Genomic DNA, 24,904 nt, shown 5'->3' with positions numbered 1-24,904 from the left:
ATTTCGAGAGCAAGGATTAATCGACAAATACATTATTTCCATCATTCCTGTGATTTTGAGTAGTATGAGAACTGCGAGATTTACAAAAGTTCTACATCAATAACACAAGAAGACTGCTGACAACACATACAACTGGTTTCTTCTGAGGCATAAGTACCAATTCTTTCTTCTACCGTTCCTTCCCCGTGAATTAATTCCATAATGCCTGCAGCTACTCCAGTCAACATCAAACATTGTGGTGTATCTGCTTTTCCTCGATATTGCAAGTATCCCAAAGCCTCGTAACCGTTGAGTGCCTCTAACTTAAGGGTTTCTTCTGGTTTATATTCCAATACGTGCCAGTTTCCCCAACCTAAAGCATTAGTCACTGCAATCAAACCATACAAACAATCTGCTGCTTCTTCTATCATCGGGGCAATCAGTTCAAACCATTCGGGAGAGATTAAAATACCTCTGAGGGTATTGAGGGCACAGACTTCCCCAGCAAACAGCAATAACTCTTTGGCGGTAGTGTAAAGGTTCTCTTGCTGCATGGCTTCGAGGAAGCGGATACAAATTAAGTTATAAAAATCTGCGGGAGTATTAGCCAGATAAACATAAAAAGCTGGAATTAATCCCTCTTCGTTGCCCACAAAGGGCATTTCTACCAGGGCATCAATAATTTTTTGTTCGTTAATATTAGAGTAGTTTTGATATTTAGGGGTTTTTAGTGCAATATTATCAATTGCTTTTTTAGTTGAGAAACTAATGGGAGTGGTACGGCTGCGATCGATTTGAAACTTACAGCAGTCATCTCCTGTATTGGTACAAGCCACTTCCCTTACAGTTACGGTTTCTCCCGTGATGCTATAAATGACCCCTTGCAGATAGCCTTCAGTAAAGCTGCATACAGGACGATTGGCATTTTGAAATCCTGCTTTCCAGCCTTCGACATAGAAAGAACTAGTGGCAGTAATAATGTCGCGCTCGATCTCAGAGAAATCTAATTTACCATAACCCAGATGAGCATATAACTGGCTTGCAACCTGCCACTTAGTTGCCATGTCATCATCATCCAGCAGAAAATCTTGGAGATATTCGGCAAAAACCTCTTCTGCTGCACTGAGAATTATTTCTTTACCCTTTATCTGATGTGTACCTTCAATGATATTTTGCAACCGCGCATTGTAGTGATGGCAATGAATGACTACTTCTTTGCTACCAATAAGGCGACGATAACTTGCTGCTTCATAATTTAATTTGAAGCGTTGTGGTAAATTTTTTTGCTCGACCGTCAAACCAACCATAATATTTCTCTGTCTGTATTGCGATCGCTTTTGTCAATTATTTTAGAGGCAGATTGAAAGGATCTCTTCTGGAAGTTTAATAAATCTTATTTTATCGAATTATTGGGATCTGATTGGCATTTAACAGGATGATTAATCATTTAGTTTGACTAATACATTATTAGCGAGCGCCAATCTGGCTTTATATATAGTTTTGGCAAATTACTGAAGAGCTATTTTAAGTCCTCTAGCAGTTGGATTTTTTAACCAAGGCAATATAAACACCATCTGGATGTTTAGAAACCCAGTATTCTCGGAGAATAGATATTTTTTTTAGTTGCTGAGTTCGAGCTTTACCGCGTAACCAAGTTATTCCGCATAGCTTATCACCTTGGAAACTAAATTTATCTCTGATAATTTGTTTGATATTCATGTTTTATTCTTCTCTCGATTGATATTTGTTTCCCCTGCATGTCACTTTAGAAATTAATCGGGAAGAAATAGTGAACGATTATTGGGAATTACAGGGCAATCACACGTAGTTTTTCAAGTTCATCCAAATGAAATGAATGATTACTAACGAGCAATGACAAAAATATTCCCTAGTTTATCTCGATTTTTTTATAACGTTGGTACACGATAAAATCAACAATGCTACTAATACAGCATAATGAAACAGGAGAAAAATTGTGAAATATTCCCAAAGAACGCAACTAACTCAATTAAATTCTCAATTATTCCATTTTGATGCCGAAGAAATTAGTGGGGTTTTATATTTCACTATCGATTTGGGAACCAAAGGCAAACAACGCTGGAAAACTGATGGTAAAAATACAGTTTTTGTTGCCGATATTTTAAGTTAATTCATTTTTTTATCCAGATAAAAGCGATGAACGCAAAAGATTTATTACAAAAATATGCTATGGGCAGACGTAATTTTTCTTAAATAGAATTGCGCGACCGCTAGGAAATATTCTAGTTATGCGCCAAGTAGAAATACTATTAAGCTGACATGTATTTAAATTGGGATTTTTAACGGCTAGCTCTTTTGCAGTAAAGTCGTTGGGCGATCGAAATAAATGAATAACAGCTTAATTTTTTTGATTAGCTGGTCAATTGGTAATTAGAGACCTCAGTCGAAATCAATACAACCACAGAGTTGCGGTATATTTTGGATAGTCTATCTGTGTAGCAATCATGTTTAGAGAACGCAACCATCTGCCTAAAGCCGATATTTTAGCTATTGATGACACTCCTGAGAACTTGGCTTTGTTGTCTCAGATGCTCACGGAAAAAGGTTATAAGGTACGCAGTGTGACTAAAGGTTCTACTGCTATTAGGGGAGCAAAAGCTGCACCGCCAGACTTAATTTTATTAGATGTCAAAATGCCAGAAATGAACGGCTATGAAGTATGTCAGCATCTTAAAGCAGAGGAGCGCACTAAAGATATTCCTATAATTTTTATCAGTGCTTTAGGGGATGTATTTGATAAGGTTAAGGCGTTTCAAGTAGGAGGGGTTGATTACATTACTAAACCGTTTCAGGTAGAGGAAGTACTGGCGCGGTTAGATACTCATCTAACTATTCGTAAGCTGCAAATTAAACTGGAAGCTCAAAATACTCAATTACAACGAGAAATAACTCAAAAAAACGCCGCCGAAGACAAATTTGCCAAAGCCTTTCGCGCCTGTCCCAATCCCATCGCCATCGCCACCCACCAGGAGGGACGAGTCTTAGAAGTAAATCATAGCTTTCTGCAAATGAGTGGCTACACTGCCGGGGAAGTGATTGACCAGCATCTCGATCGCATCTATTCAGCTTCAGCCTTAGCAGTATACCAACAAGCATTACACAAGACAGACGCTCAAGGATATGTCCGCAACCTGGAATTAGAATTTTTCACCAAGTCGGGTCAAGTGAAAACCGTACTACTATCAATGGAAATCATCGAACTGGGAGGAACAAAATGCACCCTGCAAATTATGAACGATATTACCGAACGCAAACGCTTAGAAAATGAATTTATTTCTTTAGTCAGTCACGAACTACGAACCCCTATGACCTCTACTGTTGGCGCCTTAGACTTATTAAATTCTGGTCAACTAGGAACGTTAAGCGCTCGTGGTAAACAAATTTTACAGGTAGCTATTCGCAATAGCGAACGGTTGATTCGTTTGGTTAACGATATCTTAGATCTAGAACGCATCAAGTCGGGAAAAATCGCCATCGAACCCCAAAAGTGCGACCTCAAACTTCTTTTAGTTCAAGCTAGGGAAATCATGCAGGCAATGGCAGCCGAAGCTCAGGTGCAATTGCTCCTAGAACCTTGTGAACTGGTTTTAAATCTAGATTCCGATCGTATATTGCAGACATTAACTAACTTACTGAGTAACGCAATTAAATTTACCCAACCAGGAGGAATAGTCAAATTACAAGCTACAGTAAAAGGCGAGCAGCAGGATTCAGCCTATTCGAAGGGCGATCGCTGTTTAATAACCGTTCGAGATACAGGAAGAGGTATTCCTTCCGATAAATTAGAATCTATCTTCGAACGCTTCCAACAAGTAGACGCTTCCGACTCCCGTAGTAAAGGGGGAACGGGTTTAGGACTAGCGATTTGTCGTCATATTATTGAAAGACATAACGGCAAAATCTGGGTAGAAAGCCAGTTGGGGAAAGGTAGTACGTTTTACATAGAGTTGCCGATTTCTCATGGATAATAGACAATTGACCATTTGATGTTTAATGGTCGACGGGCGATGTTAAGTATGTTCTCTACTTCACTTCTTCCCGCTCGCAGTTTAAATCAAGTCAGTTAAATCTATAGAGGTGCGATCGAAGATGAGCAAAAACATTCTAATCATTGACGATGAAGAAGATGTCAAAGAAATTGCCCAAATGGGACTAGAAATGGCAGCAGATTGGAATGTGATTACTGCCAGTAGCGGTAAAGAAGGCTTGGAATTAGCAGTAACCAAGCAACCAGAAGTAATCTTATTAGATTTAATGTTGCCCGAATGGGATGGCAAAAAAACCCTCAAATATCTTAAAGCCAATCTAAATACTGCCAGTATTCCCGTGATTTTGATGACTGCCAAAACCCAATCAGCGCTCGCTCTCGAACTATCTAAATTAGATTTAGCAGGGGTGATTACCAAACCCTTTCGTCCTTTAGAATTACCCGAACAAATCAATAATATTCTTCAGTCCAAAATGAATCAAAGTTCCTAATTCCCAAGAGCTTCTCGATTTCATGCCAAAGCATCAAAATTTCGCTCGATTTCCTTCGGTTAGGGTGATAATCTCATCAAAACAATAGCTATTAATCAATTTTTTCAATGCTCTGGCTAGAGTAGAGCCCTCGCTAGGAATTTCGTCAATTAATTCGAGCAGCCGCTCACCATCTACTTCGATTGCTGCTTGACGAAGAGCAGCAATCCATCGAGGAGGCATCAATTGCAGATTGGGTAAGTCTGAGGATGGATAACCCGTCTTTTGGCTATGGTTATCGTCTTGACTGCTGGTTTCTGTTTCGTAAAGATATTTAATTCCCAATTGTTCTGCCATTTTGTCAAAAATTTCTGCTTCTTTAAAAGGTTTGCGCACTAAATCGTTACAACCTACTGCCAGAATTTTGCCTCTTTCTTCTTCAAAAGCGGTAGCGGTTAGGGCAATGATAATCGTTTGCTTTCCCTGAGGGTGAGCTTTAATTTGTCTCGTTGCTTGATAGCCATCCATCTCTGGCATTCTCATATCCATCCAGATCAAATGAGGTTGCCATTGCTGCCAAATTTTAACTGCTTCGATGCCATTGGAAGCGGTAAGGGTTTCCAAGCCTACAGTAGTAAGAAATTTAACCAGAAGTTCTCGATTGGCTTGTTTGTCATCTACGACTAGAATGCGATAAGAAGGTTGTTGTGGGGCAATGCCAATTACTCTCGGTTTGCTTTGTGGGGCTTCAACCTGGGTAGAATCGGCTAGTCGTACGGCAATTTCTAAAGTAAAAATCGAACCCTTACCTGGGGTACTGGTAAAGGTAATATCCCCTTGCATCAAGCGGGCAAATTGGCGACTAATGGCCAATCCCAATCCGGTACCATCTTCTGATTGGCTACCGATATCAGTTTGAATAAAAGGTTCAAAAATTCTTTCTCGTTCCGTATCTGCTATCCCCTTACCCGTATCTTGAACGGTGAATTTTAGTTGTCCCTGGCTTTTGTCTGCTTGGGGTTGTTGAGTGACGGTTAAAATTATGCCACCGACTTGGGTAAACTTGATCGCATTACCAAGTAAGTTAATTAGGATTTGACGCAGTTTGCCTTCATCGCTCAAAATATACTGAGGAACGTCATCGGCTACGTTAAATTGCAACGATAAATTCTTGGCCGTCGCCCGAATCTGAAACATTTCCTGTAAAGTTTGCAGTAGCAGTAACAGATCGAAGGCGGTAGTAGTCAGGGTAGTTCTTCCTGCTTCGATTTTGGACATTTCTAAAACATCATTAAGTAAATTAAGCAGGTGTTCTCCACTGCGATTGATAATGCCCAAAGAATTACGCTGCGGTGAGGATAAGCTAGTATCCCGTTCCATTAACTGCGAAAAACCCAAGATTGCATTTAAGGGAGTACGCAGTTCATGACTCATGTTTGCCAGAAACTCACTTTTAGCGCGGTTCGCTATTTCCGCCTGGCTTTTTGCTGCTGCCAGTGCCTGACTGTGCTGTTTTTCTCGTTCTAATAATTGTGCTTGGGCGATCGCAATTTTTACTTGGGTAGCGACTTCCTGCAATAATTCGATTTCTTCCTGATTCCACTGACGGTTACGGTTGTCTTCTTTTTGTTGGCGATATAAAAGCAGAACGCTGTTAAATTGTTGTCGATCGCAAATGGACACCGCCATTAAAGATTTTACTTCTAGCTGCTTGAATAAACTTCGATGGCGACTAAAAGAAGATTCTCGCTCGAGATCGTTACAGCACAGCAGGGGTAAATCCCTTGATAATCGAGGAAAATCAATCTTTTTCCCCACGAGCGAGCCAGTGCCTGCTTTCAGATATTCCGCCATAACTTGGGCTTGAGTGCGATTGGCATCGTAACTCAAAATTTGACAGCGATCGCTGCTGAAAGTCGAACCGACTATATTTACCGTAGTTTGAAAAATTTCGTCAAGATCTAAACTCTGACGAATTTCTTGGGTAATTTGTTCGAGTAGCAATGCCTGTTTGAGTTGTCGTTCTAGATCTATTCCCACCGAAACCGTGGCATTACCCTGTTGATATTTTCTGGCTGCGATTAGATAATACTTTTTCGCTTCTTCCGAATCCATTTCTACTACTTGAGAAGCAAAATTATCCGAACTAGCAATAAACTGACGCATAAACTGCGCTAATTTACTACCTCCTTTAAAAAAACCCACTTCCTTACCTACAAACGCATCGGGGGATAGATTCCAAGTTTCGGCTTGATAGCGATTGACTCCCAAATATTGTCCCCGCGAATCAATCCACGAAATCGAACCAGGAATTGCATCTAGTACTGCCTCCAACTGCTCCTTAGCTTCTGCTAATTCTCGTTCGCGAGTCTTAATAGTTTGTACCATCTGACAAAATACCCGCACAAACCTACCCAACTCATCCCGACGCATCCCTACTTTTGCCAGGCTGGCGGGAGCGAAAGTACCATCTTCAACTGCTGAAGCTGCTGCTGTTACCTTCTCTACCTGTTTGAGATAAATCGACATCTGCTGATTTTTAGCATATAGCTGATTTTCCAAATCGGTAGAATGTTCCGTTACTGCCTCAACCAAAATTTCCAAGTCAGCCTTCTCCCCTTGCAGTCTTGCCACCTGCTGTTGTAATTCTTCGATTTGAGCTTTTAAATCTCGATCTGAGGCTGATTTGGACATGGTTATTACCGAGTTGCAGAAGTAATAAGTAATAACTACGGTTTAGTATTACATACTTCTAGTTTCTTTTTATCTTTTCCCTTGCTTCACTAATCGCAAAGACTTTCACCGCTCGATTTACCTAAACTCCACAGTTAAGTTAGGCAACAACCGCTTGAGATTTTTAAAGGATTTAGCTTGCCAAGTTATCTTTCTCGAACCAATTAACACCACTTCCGTTACCGATTGTTTCCGCATGGCGATCGCAAATTTAGACAATACGCTAAAACCAGAACTATTGAGAAACTCCAAGTTTTCAAAGTTTAATCTCATGCGCTCGGGATCTGTTCCTGCTACTTCGGTTAATAAGCGATCGATCGCCTCATATTCAGTCATGCCTGCCAATCTCAAAACCCCCTGAAAGTCAATAGTTGTGGTGTCAGGATGATATTCAACTCGATAATTCTCGCCGGTTATTTCTCGGTTCATTGTGATATCTTTTAGTTTTTCAAAGCTAATTATAGAGACTACTTATTTACCTGCTTTTCTCATTTTCTTCATATTCATGGAAGAGGTCTATAGAATTGTCAATTATCCACGGTCAATTAATTAAATTGTCAACTGCACCATGGTCGTTACCACTACAATTTCTTTTGGCGCTGTCTCGAATTTCCAACCGAGCCGAGCCGAGTAGTCATTAATCATAGTTAAAAATCCCAATCTCGAATCGCTATCATTGGGGTTTTCGGCGTTAGTTTCCATCTGGCAGATAAATAGCTCTTCAGGATCCCGTGTAAGTAATTCTTGAATAAAATCTTGAAATTTGACTACTTGTTCTGGGCGAACGCTGTTAGTAGCATAGAGAACAATTTGAGCAGTTTCACGATCTAGTAAATGAATGCCAAATTCAATCGGACGTTCCGCAGCAGGATAGTTAAACTTCATCGCATTTTCCAAGAGTTCGTTAGCGATATAACTAACCGCATGTTTGAGTTCTGCCTGTCTTTGTCGTTCGCTATCGCTGTCACTGTTACGAAGAAAAAAGGTAGTCATGTAATCTGCGACAAAATCCGCAGAAAGACCATTATTGCGCCATCTTTGCTGGATAGATAGAGAACTGGGAGAAAAGCTAAGATTGAGAAATTCGCGACCGCTTTCAAAATTTTCTTGGAATTTACCAAAGGTTTGTTGATTCATTTTTTTAGGTAACAAAAATATCTAAGGGTAACAGTAAGAGCAAAAAAGAGTTCGCCCTTACTGTTGCTTGAGAATTACCAAGGTAATATCGTCATATACTTTGTGGTTCCCGACATGATTGCGGACATCATCAATGACGCTTTGTTTGATAGCTTCGGCAGATTTTTGCCAGTTATGGCTGAGAACGTTACAAAGTCTATCTAATCCATAAAATTCTCCTGCATTATTTTCTGATTCGGTAATGCCATCTGTATAAAGGGCTAAAACTTCTCCTGGGTTGAGTTTGAGGGTAATAGGGTTAATATACTCGGCTATAGTTCGATCTAAGCCTATAGGAAAACCCAAATCGATGGTATCAATTCGTTCTATTTCTCCTTCCGTGCGAATAATAATCGCTTCTTCATGCTGTCCGCTCAAACTAAAGATGCCATCAGCATAATTTAACACCGCTAAGGTAAGATTCTTGTGAGTTTTCATGCGCTGGATGTTTTTATAGATAGTGCGGTTGAGAGTATCTAAAAAAACTACCGGATCGACTTCGCGAATCTCCTTGAGAGTTCGTACTGCGGTTTGTGCCATCACCATTAATAAACCACTTTCTAAGCCATGTCCGGTTACATCGCCAATACCAATTGTCACCACTCCTTCATGACAGAGGACGTCGTAATAATCCCCCCCAACCTCATCGGCAGGCTGCATATAACCAGCTATTTCTAGATCGGAGACAGCTTCCAATTCTTCGGATTTGGGCAAAATTAATTGCTGCATCCGCTTCAACAAGTCTAGTTCGGCAGTCATGCGTTGATTTTCTGCCTTTAGTTGCCGATTGAGATCGATAATCTCTTGTTGGGCGGTTTCTAGTTGCTTTTGGGCAGTGATATCTTTAACCACCAAACTACAACCCATAAATCCTTGAGCAGGTAACCTAATCGGCGTCAAATCTAATTGTAAATAATATTGCCTGTATTCAATTTCTCGACGTAGCTTGCTTTTCTTTTTGGTTTTCACTAGTTCAAAAAAAGCTTGTAATTCTGAGGTGCATTGATGTTCTAACAAAGTAAATATATTCTTATTTAGAATTGCTTCTTCGTTAAGTAACACCCCATGAACGGAACTAAACTGCATGATTTTAAAGAAATTGCCGTTAAATTCCACTAAATTACCAGTGCGATCGATAATCGCAATTCCTTCAGAAGAATTCCGCACTACATTACTCCAGCGTTGGGTTTTGAGATACAGTTCGCCAAATAAATCTCTCTTATCGGCTAGGATCTTTTCCACACTGGCTAACCAACCTAGTTCTTGCTTTGCCATCCGCAACCTAGTCATATACTCAGTTCGGTCGATCGAAATAGCAATAGTAATATCTAAAAAACCATCTCGATTGCGACTAAAGCGATCGTGAAAAGCAAACTTTCCTTTACGATCTTTCGGACTAAATAAATTTTCTAATCTTTGACCGATAAGATTTTCTGGTTGACAAGCAAATTCGCGAGCAAACTCAGGAGAAACTTCTAAAATTTTAAGTGATTCATCTAAAATTAGTCGTCCTCCAGAAAACACAAAGGTTAACTCCCAGATATTCATTGGGTTAGTGGTTTAATCAAACTAAGTAAAAAAGAAGAAGTAGGGAAGAATTGGTAAATTAAGCAATAAGGAACTAATTTAAGGATAAATATATTGTATTTATCAATTGTAATTATTTACCCACCAAAACTTACAATTTAATTTTTCAATACAGCCTCAAACCAAAAATTTTAAGAAGTGCGATCGCTTCTAACTTCCCTAGTTATTCCCTAGTCGCTCGCATGATACAAATTGGATAGAGAAGAAAACAAGTGTTCCCACTATGAGAATCTTAGTAGTAGACGATGATGAAATTTTAGTAGAGGTTTTAAAAAATTCCCTAAATAACCAGCGTCACATAGTAGATATTGCCGAAGATGGACAAATAGGTTGGGAATACGTTCAGTGTGGCGAATATGATTTGGTTTTATTGGATGTTAATTTACCTGGGTTGGATGGGGTAAGTCTCTGCGAAAAAATGCGTTCTGAGGGTTACAGTACTCCAATCTTATTGATAACAGCTAAAAATGCCAGTCAAGATCGTATTTCGGGTTTGGATGCTGGCGCGGATGATTATTTAACCAAACCTCTAGATTTGGAGGAACTCAACGCCAGAATTAGAGCCCTATCTCGTCGGGGGGAAGTAGCCACCAGTGCGATTTTGGATGTTAACGGACTTATCCTAGATCCCAGTAGTTGCCAAGTAAGTTATCAACAGCAACCAATTAAACTTACTGCTAAAGAGTATAGTCTGTTAGAAATATTTTTACGCAATCCTCTGCGGGTATTCAGTCGGGCGCAAATTTTAGATAAGATTTGGACATTTGACGATCCGCCATTAGAAGAAAGCGTTAAGGCGCATATCAAAGGGTTACGCAAGAAACTCAGAAAAGTAGGAATTTTCGATTGGATTGAAAATGTATACGGTATTGGTTATCGTCTCAATCCTAAAGATACTAATCCTTCGATTGAGAATAATACTGCTTCGGTCGAGCAAGAATTCGAGCGCAAGTTAGAACAGATGTGGCTCAAATATCAAGCCCCAATGTGCCAAAGAATGAATGTTTTACATGATGCGGTAATTTCAGTCCAAAAAGCCCAATTAACCCCAGAAATACAAGATGATGCCGAGCGCTCCGCCCATAAACTGGCAGGAGTGTTGGGAATGTTTTCTCGGGATACAGGAACGAATATTGCTCGCGAAATCGAAACTCTATTACAAGATAACCCCGTATTAGATACTCCACAACAACAACGGTTTATTGCTTTAGTTCGGGATTTAGATAGTTTGTTGGCATTGGATCGAACTGCTGCTCGAGATCGTCTCAACCATACCAATTTACTCTTAATTTCCTCTAGTAGCCAATTAACCCAACAATTACAACAGTTAGGCAAAATTCAAGGGTGGAGTTGGCATCAAGTAGAGACAATTATCCAAGCTAAGACATGGTTGCAAACCAATACCCCAAATCTGGTAGCAATCGATCTTGCCAAACAGCCAGAATATTTATCTTTGGTTAGAGAATTAAACACTCGTACTCCCGCCATCCCTACCTTAGTTCTTTCTCAGAGCAATAGTTTGAGCGATCGTCTCACGGCTACTCGCGGGGGGGTTAGTAGCTTTTTGGTTCAGCCTGTCACTGCGGAGGTAATTTGGCAAACTAGCAGTCAATTAATCGCTCGAGAACAGCCAGCGATCGCTTCTATTTTAATTGTGGATGACGATCCAATCTTTTTAGATACTATGGGCTCGCTCCTACAACCTTGGGGAATTAAAGCCCATACTCTAGCAGAACCAGGTGATTTTTGGGAGATTTTACCAATCGTCAACCCAGATTTAGTGATTCTCGATGTAGAAATGCCTGAAATTAATGGGATCGAACTTTGCCAGACATTACGAAACGATCCCAACTATCAGGAATTACCCGTCTTATTTTTAACTGCCAAACAGGATACCAAAACAATTCAAGCGATTTTTGAAATTGGTGGCGATGACTATATCTCTAAACCCGTAGTTGGTGCAGAATTAATTGCCAGAATCAATAACCGACTAGATCGCAGCCATTTATTATACAGTATAGCTACCCAAGATCGTCTTACAGGATTAAAAAATCGCCCTCAAAGCAGTCGAGAAATCGAAAGGTTGTTATTCGAAGCCAATAACACCGAGCGACCTTTTTGTTTCGCAGTAATAAAAATGACCGATTTATCTGCCATTAATCTTAAATATGGGCATCATACAGGCGATCGCCTTTTGGCGCAATGGGGTAAAGTCATTCAAGCCGCCTTTCGTCGTGATGAAGTTAGCGCCTATTGGGGTAATGGAGACTTTATTATCGGAATACCTAATTTAACTAAAGCCCAAGGTAAAGAACACTTAGGCGAACTGTTATCTGCTCTCAGAAAACAAGTGTTTACCTCTCCTGAAGGGGAAAGATTCCAGGTGACTTTTGAATACGCCACTGCCGAATATCTTCAAGATGGTCATACCTTAGATTCTCTTTATCGCCAATGTGTCGCTTCCTGAAGCTCTACAATTGTAGAGCAAAAATCAAAGAAATCGAGGAGCTTTCAATAGATTTGTGTCAAATGGTGATGATAATAACGATTGCATCTATGGTCAATTAGGTAATGATGCTATCTATAGTGATAATCATCGCTCCTTTTGGTTATGAAGCTTTGGTTAAATACTTTTGTAGCTATGCCTAAGTTGAGGATTTTTGTGGTGTTTTGAGAAAGTGTTGATTAAGTCATCATTATTTTTTCTCCCCATTTTTTCCCGATTCTTTCTTTTAATTAAGTTGTAATTTCTCATACCTGTTAATCATTAACAACAAAAGGAGAATCGAATCATGAAATTACGTTTTTTAGGTCAAGCTTACTCTAAGTCTAGCGAACTAGTTGAAACCATTCCTTCCAAATACACCGCTCGTTTTTTAGGACAAAGTTATACTCCTCGCCGTCCTGTTGCCGCTTCTAACACGCAATTGGGTCTGAAAAAATATCGCGGTGTTGTTTACGGGGCTTAGAGCGATATTTTCTCAATTCAATCTGATAAACAATTAACTTAAAGTAGGTGAAAAAAATGATTTATACCGAAAAGACTGCTATTAACAAACAGTCCTCTGTAGAAAAAAGTTCTAGTTTTTCTAGCAAAAGAAAGTTAAGAGCTAGTTGGCAAAAAGTAGATGGTAAACTAGTTTGCCAGTGGATTAAACTTTAGTCCAATCTCAAGACTCCATACGTTTCGGAAACAGTTTCCCATGAACGCCCTTGAAATGCGGGCTGGACTGCCCGCTACCCCCGGTTACCAATATGCTCAGCGAGTTGGAAATCAGCTGTTTGTTGCAGGGCAGGTGCCTCACGATACGGATGGCAATTTAGTCGGCATTGGCAGTCCCCATGCCCAAGCCAACCAGTGCCTGAAGAATCTGCGGAGCTTGATGAATTTGTACGGCTTTGGTGATCGCGACATCCGGCAACTCAAGATCTACGTGGTTGGTGGTCATTCAAATCTCACAGATGCCTGGCAGGCCTTAACAGAATGGTTTGATTACACTGTGCCTCCCGCTACGCTGCTAGGAGTTCCCATACTTGGCCATGAAAACCAGCTGGTAGAAATTGACGCAACAATCATTAGTAGTCCCAATTAGCTTAGGAGATTTTCGATGTATCGCGTATACGGAGACATGCTTTCGGGCAATTGTTATAAGGTCAAGCTGTTGCTGCAATGGCTTGGAATTCAGCATGAGTGGATACATGTTGACATCCTGGCCGACGAAACTCATACCGAAACGTTTTTGTCGATGAACACGAACGGAAAGATTCCGATACTGGACATCGGCAAAGGGCAGTACCTTTGGGAGTCAAATGCCATCCTGAACTTTTTGGCAGAAGGAAGTCCTTATTTACCTGCATCGGGGCTGCCGAGAGCTAAAGTTCTTCAATGGCAATTTTTTGAGCAGTACAGCCATGAGCCCTACATTGCTGTGGCTCGTTATATCAACAAGTACCTTGGCTTACCCGACCATTTGGTCGAGCAATATCAGTCCAAGCAAAAAGGTGGGCACAAGGCGTTAGCCGTTATGGAAAAGCAGCTTTCTCAGTCGCCATTTTTTGTAGGCAGTTCTCCCACCATTGCCGATATCAGCCTCTTCGCTTACACCCATGTGGCTTATGAAGGAGGATTTTCCCTGGAGCGCTATCCCTTTATCGAGCAATGGATATCCAGGATCGAGACTTTACCCAACTACGTGGAAATGGCCAGGGAAAACGCCTGATTTAATGAGTAAATGCCAAACCCGATACAGTGCGTCACCAGAAAATCCCGACATCATGAAACAAGTTAATCAGGGATTCGCTGAACTTTTCTATGGCTTTTTTTCCCTAGCGAAACCCCGCAAATCAAAGGGAGATAGCTTCGCCGAAGAATGGGCTGCCCATGTGCTGCTTCGCCGAAGAATGGGCTGCCCATGTGCTGCCCCACACTCCTATCGCTGAACTTACCAAAGTGGGACACCAACCATGACCAGACGCCGATTAAGCGTCACATCAAGGTGCAAGGGAGCCGAAGTACCTACGACGGGGATTGGATTACTGGAGTCACAGAATGGGGCATCATAGTACGCTTTAACACGTATTTAATACTCAGTGGAACGTCAGGTTCTGGGATAAATATAGTGAGAGCATTGTTGGGTAATTTTCGCTTTTGTCTCGGATAAATCTCATGGACTAATCAAGCCTCCCCCCCAAATGCTTCATCAGAAAAGCTCCTGCTTCAGATATGGCTTTTCTGCCATTGGTAAGATGAGGGGCAAATAATTGAAAACAGTGAATCATATCCTGCCACACTTTTAATTCCACTGCTACATTGTCTGCTGCTGCTTTGCTAGCCAATCTAAGGGAATCATCAAGTAAAATTTCTCGACTTCCTACGTGAATCAATAAAGGAGGCAGAGCAGATAAATCGGCATAAATTGGCGAGACAATGGGATTGAGACAATCTCCTTCTGGGAGATAGGAATTAACTACTATTTCTAGCAGTTCTGGCGATACAAAAGGGTCTAGTGCTGCCAGAGTTTGTAGAGAGCGTCCTTTTTTCGTAAAATCCGTGAAAGGAGATATTAACAAAGCGCAAGCAGGCAGAGGTTGGCAGTATTTTTTTAATGACAACATCATGCTTAATGCCAAATTACCTCCCGCAGAATCACCAGCTAAAGCTATTTGTGTGGCATTGAAATTAAGTTTCTCAATTAACCAACGGTAGGATGTCAAACCATCTTCTAAAGCTGAAGGAAAGAGATGTTCTGGAGCTAATCGATAATCAATAAGCAAAACTTGAGTTTGGGCAGTAGCAGAAAGATCGCTAGCTAGACGACGATGAGTATTGCGAGAGCCAAAAAGATAGCCTCCACCATGTAGATAGAGAATTATACGCTTGTCAAAGGCTTCGGGAGTAGTAATTAAATCGGCAGGTACGCCATCAGCATCAACCGATTTGATAATTGTCTTGGGGCGTTCTGGCATAGTAAAACCTGCTTCAAAGTTGGCTCGCATTTCGCTAATATTTTCACCCCAATGAAAGTTACGCAGCTTGTGAACGATTATATTGATTTCTGTTTTACTCATGATTTTCTCTTGGTTGAATTAGGGATTAAAATTAATGAGAACTAAACAATAAAAAACGATCAAAAAATTCAATAAAGACAATTTTATTTTTAGCAGCACCAGTAGTGAAGCAAAACGCGAATTCATTGAAAAAAAACTATTTAAATTCAATCAAGCAAGCTCTCAAAAAGTAGTAGAATGCGACAAATTGAGAACAGACCTACCAACTTTTATCGAAATTTATGCAGAAGTAAGTCCCCGAAAATTAGTAGGAGGTTTAATTAGCTATATAGATTGGGGTTTATGGTTGTATATCGATACGATATGGGTCGATGCAGACTACAGAAGACAGGGAATAGGGCGATATTTAATCGAATTTACTGAAGGAAAAGCTAAAGATAGAGGTATTAAAAGAGCCAGACTTGCTACGTTTGATTTTCAGGCTTTACCTTTTTACGAAAAGTTGGAGTATACGGTTTACGGAGAACTTAAAGACTTTCCTGAAGGTCATACTCTCTATCATCTCAAGAAAATTTTACTCAGTTAATCGCGCTTATAGAATAGATTATAATCTTGCTTTAGATTATAAAGAGAAATAACCAAGGAATTTCTCTTTCTTAGCAGAATTACCTCGATCTCTGATTTGTTTCGGGTTAGAAATAGCTGTTGGAAGAATGGTAGTTGTCAGGTTACTGGTATTGAAAGAAAGAGGTTTGTTACTTCGATAGCGCAGAACCAGATTGCAAATTTGACACATGGTAACAATCTCCTTTATTTGCGAATAATATAGTAGTCATTTACAAAGTCATGGGGTAGCTGCTTAAGCTCAATTTGGGAAAAACCTGCCTCTTTGATTAACTCTAAAGCTTTCTCTTGTCCCCACATTGCTCCTAATCCCATCCCTCCTGCTGCGAGGGATACGCTCATACAGTGCATGCAGGAGATGGTATAAAGAAAAGGGGCAACTGGATGAGCGAAATTGCCACTCACCTCGGTAGCTGCTTGAATCTCCTGCATTAAATAGATACCATTGGGACGCAAGGCGCGGTAAATGTTTTTTAATACGCAATCTGGATGGGCTTGGTCGTGAATCGCATCAAAAGTTGTAATTAGGTCGTATCGCTCGACTTCATCTATTTGAACTGCATCTTTAACCAAAAATCGAACGTTACTTAACTGACGAGATTCTGCTTCCTCAACCGCTTTATCAATTACATCAGCACAGAAATCGTAGCCTGTAAAACGACTGCGAGGAAATAAAGAAGCCAAATGATTGAGGGCTTTTCCCCGACCACAGCCTACATCTAGTACCTCAATTCCTTGTTCTAAACGCTCTATTAAACTAGGAATTAAGGGTAATATCTGGTCTTCTAAAGCCATGACAACATTTTTCTTGCTATCTTCCGCCATGACCTCATGAAAGCGACTGTATTGAGCATAAGGAACGCCTCCACCGTCATAAAAACAAGCGACAATGTCTTCTTCTACCTGAGCCAGTACGGGAATAAATTGAGCCAGAGAAGCCATGTTATTGGGAGAGGTTGCGTCAGTTAGAAAGGCTGCGTGTTCGGCGGGTAGATGATAGGTTTTATCCTTCGAGTCATAATTGATGATGCCTCCTACGACTATCGCATTAAGCCATTCGCGAACGTAGCGTTCGTGCAGTCCAGCCTTTTCCGCAATCTCTTGACTGGTAGCTGGTGGTAAAGTTGCCAAAGTATCGAATAACCCAGTGCGATGTCCGAGGGAAATCATTAGAGTTAAAGCACCTTTGTTCAAAGTGACTAGTAACTGTTCGGCAAAAGCATCTGCTTGGGATTGGTTGAAAGTTGAACTAAGTAACTGATTCGTCATTGCTTTCCCTATTTTTTTGTTTATGTTATTTGTTCAGAAAACTGTTGGTTTAGTTGTAAATAGCAATCGAGAGAAAATAGAGAATTTGAAGATTTTTTGACTAAATAATTTTACTTTGTCTAAAAAACGGCAAAATTTTAATTCAACTTTTGATTATTAATAAGTTCTATTTAGCGAGCTTGAGTTTAAAGCGATCGCTGCTGCTTCCCCTCTGCCCAAACGCTCGTTGATGCTCTTGGCTAGAGAAACAAGACCGATCTGCTTGACTATTATCTTGTTGTTGGCAACCAAAGTGTTGATATAGTTACTCGCTTCATCTCGTTTGGCGTTAATTTCTTCAACGACTACTTCGGGTACATAAAACTGATAGTCATACTGCAAGAATAATTCTAAATAATTCAACCGCGACAGAAAAATCAGGGGAGAGGAATTAAAAACAATTTTCACCAGCTTCGCTCTTGAGCAATATCATCATCAGTTAAATAAGAAAACTCGATACCCATTAACTCTAATAAGTAGGCGGTTGCAATTAAATATAAGATAAAAAAGCCGAGAAATGAGTAAAAATGCCTGCACCACTGAGAGTGAAACTAAGCCAGTCAGAAGAAGAAACACTCAATGAATTACACAAAGCCAGTTCGGTGCCTTATCGAACTCGTAATCGAGCCTGGATGTTGAAATTAAATGCTCAAGGTCGAAATGTTCCAGAAATAGCTCAAATACTCGGTTGCCATGAACATACGGTACGAGCGACAATTCAACGTTGGCGAGGTAGAGGCTTAGTAGGATTGTGGGAAGCGCAAGGTAGAGGAGCAAAACCAAAGTGGAAAAGCGAGGATCTGGAATATTTAGAAGCTTGTCTAATTGAAGAGGAGCGAACCTACAATAATGTTCAACTATCGCGAAAACTAAAAGAGGAAAGAGCTGTGGACTTAAGTAGCGATAGATTGAGAAGACTACTAAAAAAAAAGATCTCGTGGGAAAAGAAGCAGACAGAGCAATAGAAAGAAGCAAGATAGACGATTAAAAGAGATTAAGAAAACTGACTTAGCGATGCTGGAAATGGCAGCAGCAGAAGGAACTATCGACTTGAAATATTTAGATGCAGCAGGGTTTTGCTTATGGAGTCCAGTGAGTTACACTTACAGTCAAATTGGAAGCCAAAAAGTAATGGAACAAAGTCAGAAAAAATATGGTTCAAGAATCAGCATTTTGGGTTTATGGCAGGCAGGAAAAAGTTTTGAATATGGTCTTGCTCAAGGTGGTTTCAAGAGTCAAAGCTACATCAAATTGATGAATTGGGTTGCGCAAAAAGCTGCTGCCGTCTTTCAAGATACAGGCAAGCTAACCGTCATAGTTCAAGATAACAGTCCGATACACCGAAGTCATGAAGTTCGTGCTTGCTGGGAAAATTGGTCTCAGCAAGGATTATTACTGTTTTTCTTACCTGCTTATTGCCCCGAACTCAATTCAATTGAGACACAGTGGCATCAACTTAAAGCTCATGAAATTGCAGGACAGATTTTTGATAATGAGTATGATTTAGCAATGACTATTATACAAGGGATGAAGCATCGTAGTTACTTTGGTGATTACTGTTTGGAGCGTTTTATATTTAATTCCACCTAGCTACTTAGTTGCAGAAATACTTCAACTTCCAGTTCCATAATTTCTGCTGCTTTTTGTAGGCTAATCACCCTAGCAACTAAAGCTCCTACTACAAATAAAAATTTTTCTTTTTGCTCTATATTCTAAAATATTTGTAAATTTGAGGCGATTTCTCGTCTAGTTTCTTTAGTAGTCATCAATTGAGAGATAGACAATTTATATCTTTATTTTAAAATACATTACTACTGGTTTTTTGTTATCTTATTCGGTGATGATTTAACATCGAACACATTGAATATCGAACAGCTTCGCAAGAAATATCTCAAGTTGGTAAATGAACAACTAGCAGCACAAGCTAAGAAGCGTGATTTTCCCGTAAGTCTCAATCATTGTTTTGCCAGGATTATTCTCGATAATCTCTTTAATTGCTGTTGGTATGAAGCGATAGATCGCAAACAGGATGCAGCATACAAACAGCTATCGGTAGAACAGTTAGAACGAGCCATAGAGATTGCCGAGGCGATAATCGATAAACCAGATAGCTATATTCGAGAGCTAAACCAGAATAGTTTGAGGTGGCGGAATAAGATTTAAAGAGTAGAGTGCGATCGGCTTTGCCGCTGCGCTTCGCGCAATCGCGTTGTTGAGTATGGTTTTAGTTCGTTCGAGCTAATTTTAATTAGTGCGGTAACGGCTGTTCTCACTCGAAAAACCTTGAGGATACCTAGCTTTTAGCTTCTCAAGATTCATACTCGCAATCGTTTCGAGGTCTAAATCGAGTTCGTGAGCCAATACTGCGAGTGTCCCCTAACTCCAAAGCAATTTTGTCGCGATCGAGTTCGTGACCATGCGCTAGATGCTTTTTCAGGTAGTCGATCGCCTCTCCCGTCTCACCAGCTAGACCCATACACCAAATAGCGAGCGCTTTGTCTTTTGAGTCTGGCTTACTGGAAGTGAGCAATGCCTTTTGCTGGTAATCTTTAAAATCCATGTTTTTAAACTGTCGTATAACTTGTTAGATCTTGCACCAAAAAAACAATCTCTTAAAAGTTGTTGCTACTTATTAGATTGTCGCCAGTCCCAAGGTGGTTGAGGGTTTCCTCTCCAAATTCCTAATTTTTCTTCCTGAGCTAATTCTTGAGCGATCGCAAATTCTCCTCGAATCGGACAATTACCCGAATACCTTTCATAGTGCCAAGCATAACCATCACGCACCATTTGCACGTTTAAGTTGATGGCGGTACTTCTAGAATCTTTAACATAAACCTCTGCTACAGTTCGTCCGTAACGGTCTTGCTCAACTGGGACTAAAAGTAATTCACCATCTCCGAGAGAGACAAGCGATTGGCTTTGCCAGTGCGCGGAGCGCAATCGCAAGTGGTCACGGGCTTCTATACCCATCGGCTGTTTAATTTCGGGGCTGTCCGTCCCACAAAATCTAATTTTTAATTCTTCCTCGCCACGTCTAGCTCTTAAAGTATCTCCATCGTAGATACTGCCTGGCTTAAGCTGCCATGACTCTAGCTGCTGTCCCGATTCTTCGGATTCAGGGTTAATAGCAACATCTTCGACATTAAACCGCAATCGATAACCATTTAACCAAGCATAAGCAGCCAGACCCAAGCCAATAAACAGAACTGCACCATTGAGAAAAGATTTGAAATTCATTACTTGTTCGGGGTTATTTAGGAGGATAATCTTACATTTCCCCAAAGATTTGTTTTAAATTCATGGGCTCGTGATAAAAGTTAAATGATTGAGGGTGAGAACGTCCCCGATTTGACGATTTAACCAACACAACAAAAAAAAAAGATTTTGTTGTGGTTAGAATCGTTTCAGCTTCGCGGGAAGAGTCAGAACACGATTAATAATAAACTAGCAGCCATCAAGTCTTTATTTAGTTTTGGGGTAAAGACGGGTTATCTAGCGACTAATCCAGCCTCGATGATTAAGACCATTAAAGCTAAAGATGCCCTCAATGAAAGGCTCTTGCTAGATAAGGAGGTAAAACAGCTAATTGAGGCGGCTGACAATCAACGCGATCGCTCGATCCTCATTCTCTTATATATTCTGGGTTTGAGGATATCTGAGTTAGTCGGTTTGAATTGGTCTGACTTTCAACCGACAGAGGACAGCGTGACTGTAACTATCTTTGGTAAGGGTCATAAAACTAGAACCTTGTTAATAACCCATCAATTGTGGTCGGAATTAAAGCAACTTCCCAGGAGTGATAAGACTGAAGCGGTGTTTTTATCTCGGTTTGGCAATCGCTTAGACCGCCACGCCATCCATCGGCTGATTAAGAAAGCAGTAGAGAAAGCAGGTATTAATCCCCATACTTCGGCTCACTGGCTGCGTCATGCTCATGCCTGTCATAGTTTAAATAATGGTGCGGGAATCGATTTGTTGATGAAGTCTCTGGGGCATAGTTCCCTGGCGGTAACTTCGAGATATCTGCACGTTCAGCCAAGTGAGTGTACGAGTAAATTTATCGATCTGGATTAGTTGGGGCGATCGCTATACCTGGGAACGATTATCAAAAGCCTATCAGGAAGGTTTAGAAGCGGTAGTACTAAAGATGTAATGAAGCATTGTAGTAATGTATAAAATACCAGATTGTCCCAACATGATTTTTGGCGGTTTTTCCATGTAATGATACTTAGAGAAATTCTTTCTATTATTTTTATATGGCTGCAGCATAAGATCCAGGAAGATTCTCCATATCATTCTATATGGGGTGAATATATCGAAAGATTCTGTTTTCAGTCCCGTGTAGGGTGGCTATCTAGAAAGTTTCCGTTTAATAAATAGTTATCCGTCTATACGAGCATTCAATGTCGCTTGCTTTAATTTTTCTAAACTTCTCGCTTGAGCTGATTTCCCGCTAACCTATTTCGCTGCCTAAACCGCTTCTTACCTGCAAAGCGGAGAAGACGCAGAAATTTTGGACATTCAAAATGGTTTGGCGCAGTGCAAGCCGCCGCATGGCGAAGCCCATCACGCATGGCGGTCAGTTCCTCGATCTTTTTGTCAAATTCATTAGTTTTAGCTAAGAGCAACACTCTGTCAATCTCAAGTACTTCAGGAGTAAACATCGCTCCAATCTCATCAAGTGAGAGACCGGCGCTACGCCCCAACGAAATCAAAGCTAGCCTATCTATTACATTGAAGTTGAAAAGTCTGCGTAAACCATTTCTACCATTTGATTGGATAAGTCCTTTCTCTTCATAAAATCGTAGCGTTGAGGCTGGCAATCCAGAAATCTTCGAGACCTCAGCTATATCCATTACTTTACCTCCTATAATTAATACTTGACCTCAAGTTGACTTGAATTCTTATCATAACTTTGAATACAACGTTACATAACGGGGTGAAACTAGCGAAGCTGTCACCAGGGGCAATCTAGCTTGAAACCCTTAACCCATAAGCACTTTCTTAATCGTAATTAAGCAGCAATCTGAATTGGCAGCCTCTCATCAAGATTCAAGCGAAAAGTTCCATAAGGATTAACATGACTCCAGATTAGTGGTGTTAATGCACTCAAATCATCTGGTTTCATCATATTCATCCACTCTGGCTCAGATAATACATCCTGAATTATTAGCGTATTCACATACACCAAACATGACTGTAATAAGTGCAATGATAAAATAGCTACCTCCTGGTCTTCCATTCGATTAGTCGCTATTTCCTTTCCTTTGCCAAAGAAGATAAATCCATTGGCATTATTCCAACTCTCCACAACATTCAAAGATTCATTAACCTCCCGACGCAGTGCTTCTGAATGTAAATACTTACAAAGGAAAATGGTTTTGATGACTTTGCCCAATTCAGCCAAAGCACGATAGGTTGGATGACTTAAATTTGAGCGTGTAAACCGCTTGAGTATAGCTTCAGTTTCTGCTGTACCCAATCTTAAAGCCATCGCATATTTAATCATTTGGTCATACTGTTGACGAATCAAATCCCAATTAATTGAACGACTCAGAATTGGTTTCAAGTTAGGATAGGCATTACTTTGACCAGTTGAGGGGAGATACAACTTCTGTTTGTGAATCGCTTTAAGGCGAGGCATTAAGTTAAAACCCAACAAATGACAAAAAGCAAAGGCAACTTCAGACTGTCCATGACTATCAACATAACTCTTCTCCACCTTCATCTTGGTACAGTGACGCAGTAAACCCTCGATCATCGCTGCCACTTCGCTACTAGAACAGGTCTTCAGTTGAGAATAAATACAAGCCGAATTTTTATCGACGTGCCAGTAAATCATTACTCCTCTGCCACCATAACGGATGTGCCATTCCGTCATCAAGTTCTGATCCCAAGCACCAAACTTTTTCGAGTCACTGGCACAGGTAGTTGTGCCTTCTCCCCAAATGTTTGGCAGTTTAGCTGCAAAGGTGGCATTAACAATCTCAGCAATGGCATTTCTTAACTGTGACTGATGAATAAATTTACGCCTGACATAGAGTAAATCTTGATATTTTTCTCCCAACTCACCCAAGCTCAAGCGTTTAATTCCTGTATTTGTTCCCAAGCCCTGACGGGGTGACAACCCTGTGAGAAGTCAGACAGTGTAGGGAACAGAGACAACCTATGGTAAAAAAGATTCGGTCAGTTATTGAGAATCCGACCGAACCCTAAAAAATGTTAAACCAATTGTACCGCAATCATCTTTCACGTTATCTGAGTGATGACCAACTAATTACTTTGGAAGTGCTGGTATACCTTATCCAGACCTACAAACAAGTAAAGATAGAAAGACTAGCTGCATACTTCCCTTTACCAATTAAATATGAGAGCCGTCGTCGCCGAATCCAAAGGTTTTTGAAGTCCTCAGCTTTATCAGTTTCGTTAGTCTGGTTTCCCATAGTCAAAGAAGTAGTTCAAAAGAAATTCTTGCCAGACCAGACAATTTATCTAGTCTTAGATAGAACTCAATGGCAAGATAAAAATCTGTTCATGGTTGGAGTAGTGATGGCGAAAAGAGCTTTGCCTATATACTGGCAGTTTCTAGAGAAGAAAGGAGCCAGTAACTTCGCTCAACAAAAAGCCATATTACGTCCAGTATTGAAGCTGTTTAAACAACACCAAATCGTTATTTTAGGAGACAGAGAATTCCAGAGTGTTGAACTAGCTAAGTGGCTGACCCAGCAGCAGGTCTACTTTGTGCTTCGACAGAGAAAGAGTACGAAGATAATGGTAACTCAATTAGGTTTTACTCCCTTAAAAGACCTAGACGTTAATCCAGGAGACCAACGGTTTTATCAAGAAACTAAAGTCACTCAACTGCATCAAGTTTCGGGGATTTATTTAGGGGTCTATTGGCGACGTATTTACCGAGGCATGGGGGCAAAGGAACCCTGGTATCTGCTGACAAATTTACCCAATTTACCTGAAGCTGTCAAAGCCTATAAAAAGCGCGTAGGGATTGAGGCGATGTTTAAAGATTGCAAGTCAGGTGGCTACAATCTCGAGGGGTCGCAAGCTCAGATTGAACGCCTTACTCGTCTAGTTTTGCTCATCGCCATTGCTTACACTCACTCGGTGTTCAAAGGACATACTCTTAGCCTTCGAGGTCAGTCTAAATACATCGGTCGCCATCGAAAAATTAAACAATCTTTGACTCGCAACAGCTACTTTTGGCTTGGTTTATATGGTAGTAGCTGGCTGGTTTCATTTACCTTGATGAAGGAATGGATAAACAAATTGATGTGGCTCAATCTCAATAAGCTGCCTTTTTACCAGAGGGGTCTACGAGCTATGTTTATTATCCAGCAATCTTTCTAGCTCCCTTGTCACCCCTTCAGTCCCAAGCCATAGATGTAACGGACTGAAATTATAATCACTTCGACCCGAAATTATCGGTGTTTTCAGCCCACATTAAATGAAACTATAATTTCGCTTCGACCCAGATTAT

The 24,904-nt window shown here is 40.5% G+C and carries 26 protein-coding genes and 1 pseudogene; 14 read left to right on the top strand and 13 right to left on the bottom strand.

Annotated elements, in window-relative coordinates; translation table 11 throughout:
* Window positions 1–80 precede the first annotated feature (80 nt).
* A complete protein-coding gene (locus tag ACLFKQ_RS29255; protein ID WP_449003135.1) occupies window positions 81–1,286 on the bottom strand; it encodes a V4R domain-containing protein in 1,206 nt (401 codons plus the stop codon).
* Window positions 1,287–1,512: 226 nt separating this feature from the next.
* A complete protein-coding gene (locus ACLFKQ_RS29250; RefSeq protein WP_449003134.1) occupies window positions 1,513–1,698 on the bottom strand; it encodes a hypothetical protein in 186 nt (61 codons plus the stop codon).
* Between the two features lie 256 nt (window positions 1,699–1,954).
* On the opposite strand from ACLFKQ_RS29250, the gene ACLFKQ_RS29245 reads away from it, so the two are divergent.
* From ACLFKQ_RS29245 to ACLFKQ_RS29235, 3 genes are all read left to right on the top strand, one after another.
* Window positions 1,955–2,128, top strand: coding sequence for a hypothetical protein (locus ACLFKQ_RS29245; protein ID WP_449003133.1), 174 nt, complete (start codon window positions 1,955–1,957; stop codon window positions 2,126–2,128).
* 334 nt (window positions 2,129–2,462) lie between these two features.
* A complete protein-coding gene (locus ACLFKQ_RS29240; RefSeq protein ID WP_449003132.1) occupies window positions 2,463–3,986 on the top strand; it encodes a hybrid sensor histidine kinase/response regulator in 1,524 nt (507 codons plus the stop codon).
* 121 nt (window positions 3,987–4,107) lie between these two features.
* Window positions 4,108–4,497, top strand: coding sequence for a response regulator (locus ACLFKQ_RS29235; protein ID WP_449003131.1), 390 nt, complete (start codon window positions 4,108–4,110; stop codon window positions 4,495–4,497).
* Window positions 4,498–4,530: 33 nt separating this feature from the next.
* Here the strand turns inward: ACLFKQ_RS29235 and ACLFKQ_RS29230 are convergent, their stop codons facing one another.
* The 4 genes from ACLFKQ_RS29230 to ACLFKQ_RS29215 all read right to left on the bottom strand — a co-directional run bounded on the left by ACLFKQ_RS29230 (window position 4,531) and on the right by ACLFKQ_RS29215 (window position 9,933).
* Window positions 4,531–7,170, bottom strand: a complete 2,640-nt coding sequence (locus ACLFKQ_RS29230) for an ATP-binding protein (protein ID WP_449003130.1) — start codon at window positions 7,168–7,170, stop codon at window positions 4,531–4,533.
* Window positions 7,171–7,287: 117 nt separating this feature from the next.
* Entirely contained in the window at window positions 7,288–7,638 is a 351-nt protein-coding gene (locus tag ACLFKQ_RS29225) for a slr1659 superfamily regulator (RefSeq protein ID WP_449003129.1), read from the bottom strand.
* A gap of 120 nt (window positions 7,639–7,758) precedes the next feature.
* Window positions 7,759–8,346 carry a DUF6272 family protein gene (locus ACLFKQ_RS29220; protein WP_449003128.1) on the bottom strand — a complete coding sequence of 196 codons (588 nt, stop codon included), beginning with the start codon at window positions 8,344–8,346 and terminating at the stop codon, window positions 7,759–7,761.
* A gap of 57 nt (window positions 8,347–8,403) precedes the next feature.
* Window positions 8,404–9,933: a SpoIIE family protein phosphatase gene (locus tag ACLFKQ_RS29215; protein ID WP_449003127.1), complete on the bottom strand. Its 1,530-nt coding sequence runs from the start codon at window positions 9,931–9,933 to the stop codon at window positions 8,404–8,406.
* Between the two features lie 262 nt (window positions 9,934–10,195).
* Here ACLFKQ_RS29215 and ACLFKQ_RS29210 point away from each other — a divergent pair, with 262 nt between their 5' ends.
* The 5 genes from ACLFKQ_RS29210 (at window position 10,196) to ACLFKQ_RS29190 (ending at window position 14,192) form a co-directional block, all read left to right on the top strand.
* The gene (locus ACLFKQ_RS29210) at window positions 10,196–12,439 is read left to right on the top strand and encodes a response regulator (protein WP_449003126.1); all 2,244 of its coding nucleotides are present in this window, start codon (window positions 10,196–10,198) and stop codon (window positions 12,437–12,439) included.
* 325 nt (window positions 12,440–12,764) lie between these two features.
* Complete coding sequence (locus ACLFKQ_RS29205; RefSeq protein WP_449003125.1) at window positions 12,765–12,941, top strand: DUF4278 domain-containing protein; 177 nt, start codon at window positions 12,765–12,767, stop codon at window positions 12,939–12,941.
* 56 nt (window positions 12,942–12,997) lie between these two features.
* Window positions 12,998–13,135, top strand: coding sequence for a hypothetical protein (locus tag ACLFKQ_RS29200; protein WP_449003124.1), 138 nt, complete (start codon window positions 12,998–13,000; stop codon window positions 13,133–13,135).
* A gap of 40 nt (window positions 13,136–13,175) precedes the next feature.
* On the top strand, window positions 13,176–13,565 hold the full coding sequence (locus tag ACLFKQ_RS29195) for a RidA family protein (RefSeq protein ID WP_449003123.1): 390 nt from the start codon (window positions 13,176–13,178) through the stop codon (window positions 13,563–13,565).
* Window positions 13,566–13,580: 15 nt separating this feature from the next.
* Complete coding sequence (locus ACLFKQ_RS29190; RefSeq protein ID WP_449003122.1) at window positions 13,581–14,192, top strand: glutathione S-transferase family protein; 612 nt, start codon at window positions 13,581–13,583, stop codon at window positions 14,190–14,192.
* 451 nt (window positions 14,193–14,643) lie between these two features.
* On the opposite strand, the gene ACLFKQ_RS29185 is transcribed toward ACLFKQ_RS29190, so the two are convergent.
* Window positions 14,644–15,540, bottom strand: a complete 897-nt coding sequence (locus ACLFKQ_RS29185) for an alpha/beta hydrolase (protein WP_449003121.1) — start codon at window positions 15,538–15,540, stop codon at window positions 14,644–14,646.
* Window positions 15,541–15,727: 187 nt separating this feature from the next.
* Between ACLFKQ_RS29185 and ACLFKQ_RS29180 the strand changes: the two genes are divergently transcribed.
* Window positions 15,728–16,066 (top strand): GNAT family N-acetyltransferase, encoded by a 339-nt coding sequence (locus tag ACLFKQ_RS29180; RefSeq protein WP_449003120.1) that lies wholly within the window; start codon window positions 15,728–15,730, stop codon window positions 16,064–16,066.
* A 224-nt stretch (window positions 16,067–16,290) separates the two neighbouring features.
* On the opposite strand, the gene ACLFKQ_RS29175 is transcribed toward ACLFKQ_RS29180, so the two are convergent.
* Window positions 16,291–17,373 (bottom strand): class I SAM-dependent methyltransferase, encoded by a 1,083-nt coding sequence (locus ACLFKQ_RS29175; protein WP_449003119.1) that lies wholly within the window; start codon window positions 17,371–17,373, stop codon window positions 16,291–16,293.
* Window positions 17,374–17,529: 156 nt separating this feature from the next.
* Window positions 17,530–17,820 carry a hypothetical protein gene (locus tag ACLFKQ_RS29170; protein ID WP_449003118.1) on the bottom strand — a complete coding sequence of 97 codons (291 nt, stop codon included), beginning with the start codon at window positions 17,818–17,820 and terminating at the stop codon, window positions 17,530–17,532.
* Window positions 17,821–17,939: 119 nt separating this feature from the next.
* Between ACLFKQ_RS29170 and ACLFKQ_RS29165 the strand changes: the two genes are divergently transcribed.
* The 3 genes from ACLFKQ_RS29165 to ACLFKQ_RS29155 all read left to right on the top strand — a co-directional run bounded on the left by ACLFKQ_RS29165 (window position 17,940) and on the right by ACLFKQ_RS29155 (window position 19,575).
* Window positions 17,940–18,377: a helix-turn-helix domain-containing protein gene (locus ACLFKQ_RS29165; protein ID WP_449003117.1), complete on the top strand. Its 438-nt coding sequence runs from the start codon at window positions 17,940–17,942 to the stop codon at window positions 18,375–18,377.
* A 58-nt stretch (window positions 18,378–18,435) separates the two neighbouring features.
* Window positions 18,436–19,002 carry a transposase gene (locus tag ACLFKQ_RS29160; protein WP_449003116.1) on the top strand — a complete coding sequence of 189 codons (567 nt, stop codon included), beginning with the start codon at window positions 18,436–18,438 and terminating at the stop codon, window positions 19,000–19,002.
* 270 nt (window positions 19,003–19,272) lie between these two features.
* On the top strand, window positions 19,273–19,575 hold the full coding sequence (locus tag ACLFKQ_RS29155; RefSeq protein ID WP_449003115.1) for a hypothetical protein: 303 nt from the start codon (window positions 19,273–19,275) through the stop codon (window positions 19,573–19,575).
* A 145-nt stretch (window positions 19,576–19,720) separates the two neighbouring features.
* Here ACLFKQ_RS29155 and ACLFKQ_RS29150 read toward each other — a convergent pair whose 3' ends face one another.
* Both ACLFKQ_RS29150 and ACLFKQ_RS29145 read right to left on the bottom strand, forming a co-directional pair.
* Window positions 19,721–19,972 (bottom strand): hypothetical protein, encoded by a 252-nt coding sequence (locus tag ACLFKQ_RS29150; protein ID WP_449003114.1) that lies wholly within the window; start codon window positions 19,970–19,972, stop codon window positions 19,721–19,723.
* Window positions 19,973–20,037: 65 nt separating this feature from the next.
* Window positions 20,038–20,649: a thermonuclease family protein gene (locus tag ACLFKQ_RS29145; RefSeq protein ID WP_449003113.1), complete on the bottom strand. Its 612-nt coding sequence runs from the start codon at window positions 20,647–20,649 to the stop codon at window positions 20,038–20,040.
* 150 nt (window positions 20,650–20,799) lie between these two features.
* Here ACLFKQ_RS29145 and ACLFKQ_RS29140 point away from each other — a divergent pair, with 150 nt between their 5' ends.
* Window positions 20,800–21,486: a tyrosine-type recombinase/integrase gene (locus ACLFKQ_RS29140; RefSeq protein ID WP_449003112.1), complete on the top strand. Its 687-nt coding sequence runs from the start codon at window positions 20,800–20,802 to the stop codon at window positions 21,484–21,486.
* 350 nt (window positions 21,487–21,836) lie between these two features.
* Here the strand turns inward: ACLFKQ_RS29140 and ACLFKQ_RS29135 are convergent, their stop codons facing one another.
* Window positions 21,837–22,268: a helix-turn-helix domain-containing protein gene (locus tag ACLFKQ_RS29135; protein ID WP_449003111.1), complete on the bottom strand. Its 432-nt coding sequence runs from the start codon at window positions 22,266–22,268 to the stop codon at window positions 21,837–21,839.
* Between the two features lie 158 nt (window positions 22,269–22,426).
* A pseudogene (locus tag ACLFKQ_RS29130) lies at window positions 22,427–23,524 on the bottom strand (transposase); the annotation flags it as partial.
* 107 nt (window positions 23,525–23,631) lie between these two features.
* Here ACLFKQ_RS29130 and ACLFKQ_RS29125 point away from each other — a divergent pair.
* Window positions 23,632–24,774 carry an IS4 family transposase gene (locus ACLFKQ_RS29125; protein WP_448998311.1) on the top strand — a complete coding sequence of 381 codons (1,143 nt, stop codon included), beginning with the start codon at window positions 23,632–23,634 and terminating at the stop codon, window positions 24,772–24,774.
* The last annotated feature ends 130 nt before the right edge of the window (window positions 24,775–24,904 follow it).

This window comes from Myxosarcina sp. GI1(2024), from assembly GCF_053543375.1.
The sequence above is the reverse complement of the archived record's forward strand: the minus strand, read 5'-3'. Positions and strand labels throughout refer to the sequence as shown.